Genomic DNA, 4,665 nt, shown 5'->3' with positions numbered 1-4,665 from the left:
TGGCAACTTCTTTAAACATTATTTTACCTAAACGTCTGTGAATTTGGTCAACAGGCATTGTACCTTTAATAGCTAATAATTTTGTTACAAAATCTTTTACTTCTTTTTCGGCTTCTTCAAATTCAGGAGTATCTGTTGGAATTGGTCCAGTTCTAATATCATCGGCTAAATAATTAGAAATAGTATTAGGTAAAATAAAATTACCATCTACAGAAGCTTGTAAAAGTGAATTTGCTCCTAAACGATTTGCTCCATGGTCAGCGAAATTTGCTTCACCAACAGCAAATAAACCTGGTATTGTGGTTTGTAATTCGTAATCAACCCATAAACCTCCCATTGAGAAATGGGCTGCTGGTGATATTTTCATAGGTTCTTTATAAGCGTTAATTGCAGTAATCTTTTCATACATCGTAAAAAGGTTACCATAACGTTCTTTAATAGTGTCTTCACCTAATTTTTCAATGGCAGTTTTAAAATCAAGATAAACGGCGTTTTTTAAAGGACCTACACCGTGACCGGCATCCATTCTTTCTTTAGCGGCACGTGAAGCTACGTCACGAGGAACTAAATTCCCAAATGCAGGGTAGCGACGCTCTAAGTAATAATCTCTATCTTCATCTGGAATATCTCCCGGAGCACGATTTTCATCTTTGTTTTTCGGAACCCAAATACGACCATCATTTCTTAATGATTCAGACATCAAAGTTAATTTAGATTGATGTTCACCGGATTGAGGTAAAGCAGTTGGATGAATTTGTGTCCAAGATGGGTTTGCAAAATAAGCACCTTTTTTATGTGCTCTCCAATTTGCCGAACCGTTTGAATTCATTGCTAAAGTGGATAAATAAAATATTTTACCAAAACCACCTGTCCCGAAAACTAATGCGTGAGCAGCATGACGTTCAATTTCACCTGTGTTCAAATTACGGGCAATAATACCACGAGCTTTTCCATCAACGATTACAATATCTAAAATTTCATGACGATTGTATTGTGTTAATTTTCCAACTTTAATTTGCTTCATCATAGCTTGGTAAGTAGCTAAAAGAAGTTGTTGTCCTGTTTGTCCACGAGCGTAGAAAGTACGTGAAACTAACACACCACCAAATGAACGATTACTTAAATAACCACCATATTCGCGTCCAAATGGAACACCTTGTGCAACCATATGGTCAATTAAATTAGCAGATACTTCAGCCATTCTATATACGTTAGCTTCACGAGAGCGGAAATCACCACCTTTTATAGTATCGTAAAACATTCTGTATACGTTATCACCGTCATTTTTATAATTTTTTGCAGCATTTACACCACCTTGAGCGGCAACAGAATGCGAACGTCTCGCTGAATCTTGAAAAAAGAAGACTTTTACATTGTAGCCTAATTCTGCTAATGATGCAGCTGCACCACCACCTGATAAACCACCACCAACTACAATTACATCAAGTTTTTTTCGGTTTGCAGGGTTTACAATTCTGGTTTTAGCAAGGTAATTTTGCCATTTATCTTTTAAAGGTCCTACTGGAATTTTTGCGTTAAGAGCCATAATTCTATTTTATTTAAAGTAAAGTATGATTGGAATAATAGCATATAAAATTGCCATAACTAAACTGAAGCATAATGCTATATACTTAATAATGTTCATCACTTTTTTAGGGTAAATACCTAAAGATCGATGAGCACTTTCTATCCCATGTATTAAATGGAAGCACATTGCAATAATTCCTATCTCATATATAAGTACAAACCACCAAACTTTAAAGGTAGCTAATACCAATTCGTATAAATCGTGTTCTGTTCCAAGCACTTTATATTTTAGCCAAAACTGCGCCATATGTAAAATAATAAAAGCACCTAAAATTGTTCCTAAAATACCCATGTTTCTAGAATACCAAGTGCTAGTAGAATTATCTGTTACTTGATATTTTTCTCCTCTAGATTTTTGATTTTGAAGTGTAATTAATAATGCATCAATCACGTGAATAATTAAAGCCGCATATAAGACCCATGCAACTAATGTTACGGGCCAAAAACTCACCAAAAAGTGAGAATATGCATTATACATATCATGTACGTTTTCTACACCTCCCCAAAATTCTACAGGAAAAAATGAATTGGGTAGTACTAAGATAAGATTTCCTATAAGGTGAATTACAAGGAAAAAGATGATAAATAGTCCGGTTATAGCCATTAAGTTTTTACGCCCAACAGATGTTTTGAGTAGTCCTTTTTTTATTGCCATATGGCTAACTTTTAGAGTTTAGCATATAAAGGTAAATGAGCAGCATGTTTCTAAGAATGACATTTATCAGATTTCAGTTTTGAGATTTTTATTTATAATCAGTCTAAATTAACAGAATAAGTTTCAAGTGATTTTAAAAACATAAATTCAAATGGCTATATTTGGGCTTTAAAAAAATTAATTAAAAAATGAGCGGAATTTTATCTTCATCAATTGCAAGGAAAGTAGCCATGGCACTGTCAGCACTTTTCCTTATCATTTTCTTACTTATTCACTTAGCGGTTAACTTAACATCATTATTTAGTGAAGACGTTTTTAATAAAGCGTCACACTTTATGGGGACAAATCCATTAATACAATTTGCTATGCAGCCTGTATTAATTTTTGGAGTTGTATTTCATTTTGTAATGGGGTTTGTTTTAGAGCTAAAGAACAAAAGGTCAAGAAATGTAAAATATGTTAGTTATAATGGTTCAGCTAGTGCCACTTGGATGTCAAGAAATATGGCAATTAGCGGAGGTGTTATATTAATTTTTATTGTAATTCACTTTTTAGATTTCTGGATTCCAGAATTAAATACAAAGTATGTTTTAGGCGATATGTCTGGAATGCACGAAGGGGAATTTAGATATTTTGCTGAATTACAACACAAATTTATGAGCCCAGTAAAAGTTGGAATTTATGTAATTGCTTTTGTATTATTAGCATTGCATTTAGCACACGGTTTTCAATCGGCTTTTCAATCAATGGGGTTTAATAATAAATACTCAAAATGTGTAAAAAACTTAGGAACTATTTATTCAATAGTTGTTCCATTAGGATTTATTATTATCGCACTTTTTCATTATTTTAACCATTAATCTTACAATAATATGACGACTTTAAATTCAAGAGTACCAGAAGGTCCAATTAAAGATAAATGGACAACTTATAAAGACAATATTAACCTTGTAAACCCGGCAAACAAACGTAATATAGATATTATTGTTGTTGGAACAGGTTTAGCAGGAGGTTCAGCCGCAGCTACTTTAGCTGAATTAGGCTACAATGTAAAAGCATTTGCGTATCAAGATTCTCCTCGTAGAGCACATTCAATTGCAGCCCAAGGAGGAATTAACGCAGCAAAAAATTATATGGGTGATGGTGATTCAAACTATCGCTTATTTTATGATACTGTAAAAGGTGGAGATTACCGTTCACGTGAAGCAAACGTACATCGTTTAGCAGAGGTTTCAGGAGCAATTATAGATCAATGTGTTGCACAAGGTGTTCCTTTTGCACGTGATTATGGTGGATTGTTAGATAACCGTTCATTTGGTGGTGTGTTAGTTTCACGTACTTTTTATGCAAAAGGACAAACAGGTCAACAATTATTATTAGGATGCTATTCAGCAATGAATCGTCAAATTGCTCGTGGAAAAATTGAAATGTTCAATCGTCACGAAATGCTAGACGTTGTAAAAGTTGATGGAAAAGCAAGAGGTATTATTGCACGTGATTTAATTTCAGGAGAAATAGAACGTCATTCTGCTCACGCTGTTGTTATTGCAACTGGTGGTTACGGGAATGTATATTTCTTATCAACAAACGCAATGGGTTCTAATGCAACTGCTGCTTGGAAAATTCATAAAAAAGGAGCATTTTTCGCAAATCCTTGTTTTACACAAATTCACCCAACGTGTATTCCACGTTCAGGAGATTACCAATCTAAATTAACGTTAATGTCTGAATCATTGCGTAATGATGGTAGAATTTGGGTTCCTGCAAATATGGATGATGCAAAAGCAATTCAAGAAGGTAAATTAAAACCTACTGCAATTGCTGAAGAAAATAGAGATTATTATTTAGAAAGAAGATATCCTGCGTTTGGTAATTTAGTACCAAGAGATGTTGCTTCAAGAGCAGCTAAAGAACGTTGTGATGCTGGTTTTGGAGTGAATGCAACTGGTGAAGCTGTGTATTTAGATTTTGCAGCTGCAATTCAACGTTATGGTAGTGAAAAAGCTAAAATACAAGGACTTTCAAATCCTTCAAAAGAAGAAGTTATAAAATTAGGTGAAGGAGTTATTGAAGCCAAATATGGTAATTTATTCCAAATGTATGAGAAAATTATTGATGAAAATCCATACAAAACACCAATGATGATTTATCCAGCAACACACTATACAATGGGTGGTGTTTGGGTTGACTATAATTTAATGACAACCGTTCCTGGTTTATACTGTATTGGTGAAGCTAACTTCTCTGATCACGGAGCAAATAGGTTAGGAGCCTCTGCTTTAATGCAAGGTTTAGCTGATGGTTATTTTGTATTACCTTATACTATTGGTGATTATTTAGCCGATGATATTAGAACGGGTGCAATTCCAACTGATTCTCCTGAATTTGATAAAGTTGAAAAATCTGTTAAAGATCAATTAGAT

The 4,665-nt window shown here is 34.0% G+C and carries 4 protein-coding genes; 2 read left to right on the top strand and 2 right to left on the bottom strand.

Going from position 1 to position 4,665, the window contains the following annotated elements:
• Both GQ540_RS12240 and GQ540_RS12235 read right to left on the bottom strand, forming a co-directional pair.
• Positions 1-1,546: fumarate reductase/succinate dehydrogenase flavoprotein subunit (locus GQ540_RS12240; RefSeq protein WP_291801497.1), on the bottom strand; the 1,546-nt coding region annotated here is incomplete at its 3' end.
• A 9-nt stretch (positions 1,547-1,555) separates the two neighbouring features.
• Entirely contained in the window at positions 1,556-2,242 is a 687-nt protein-coding gene (locus GQ540_RS12235) for a succinate dehydrogenase cytochrome b subunit (protein ID WP_291801494.1), read from the bottom strand.
• 188 nt (positions 2,243-2,430) lie between these two features.
• Between GQ540_RS12235 and GQ540_RS12230 the strand changes: the two genes are divergently transcribed.
• Together GQ540_RS12230 and GQ540_RS12225 are read left to right on the top strand one after the other, a co-directional pair.
• Positions 2,431-3,102, top strand: coding sequence for a succinate dehydrogenase cytochrome b subunit (locus GQ540_RS12230; RefSeq protein ID WP_291801492.1), 672 nt, complete (start codon positions 2,431-2,433; stop codon positions 3,100-3,102).
• A gap of 12 nt (positions 3,103-3,114) precedes the next feature.
• Positions 3,115-4,665: fumarate reductase/succinate dehydrogenase flavoprotein subunit (locus GQ540_RS12225; protein WP_291801490.1), on the top strand; the 1,551-nt coding region annotated here is incomplete at its 3' end.

Source organism: Lutibacter sp., from assembly GCF_013139515.1.
Lineage (GTDB): Bacteria > Bacteroidota > Bacteroidia > Flavobacteriales > Flavobacteriaceae > Lutibacter.
The sequence above is the reverse complement of the archived record's forward strand: the minus strand, read 5'-3'. Positions and strand labels throughout refer to the sequence as shown.

What these genes read in the sequence shown, in the direction of transcription:
- GQ540_RS12235 (WP_291801494.1), bottom strand. Translation starts at nt 2,242, where the DNA reads ATGGCAATAAAAAAAGGACTACTCAAAACATCTGTTGGGCGTAAAAAC.
- GQ540_RS12230 (WP_291801492.1), top strand. Translation starts at nt 2,431, where the DNA reads ATGAGCGGAATTTTATCTTCATCAATTGCAAGGAAAGTAGCCATGGCA.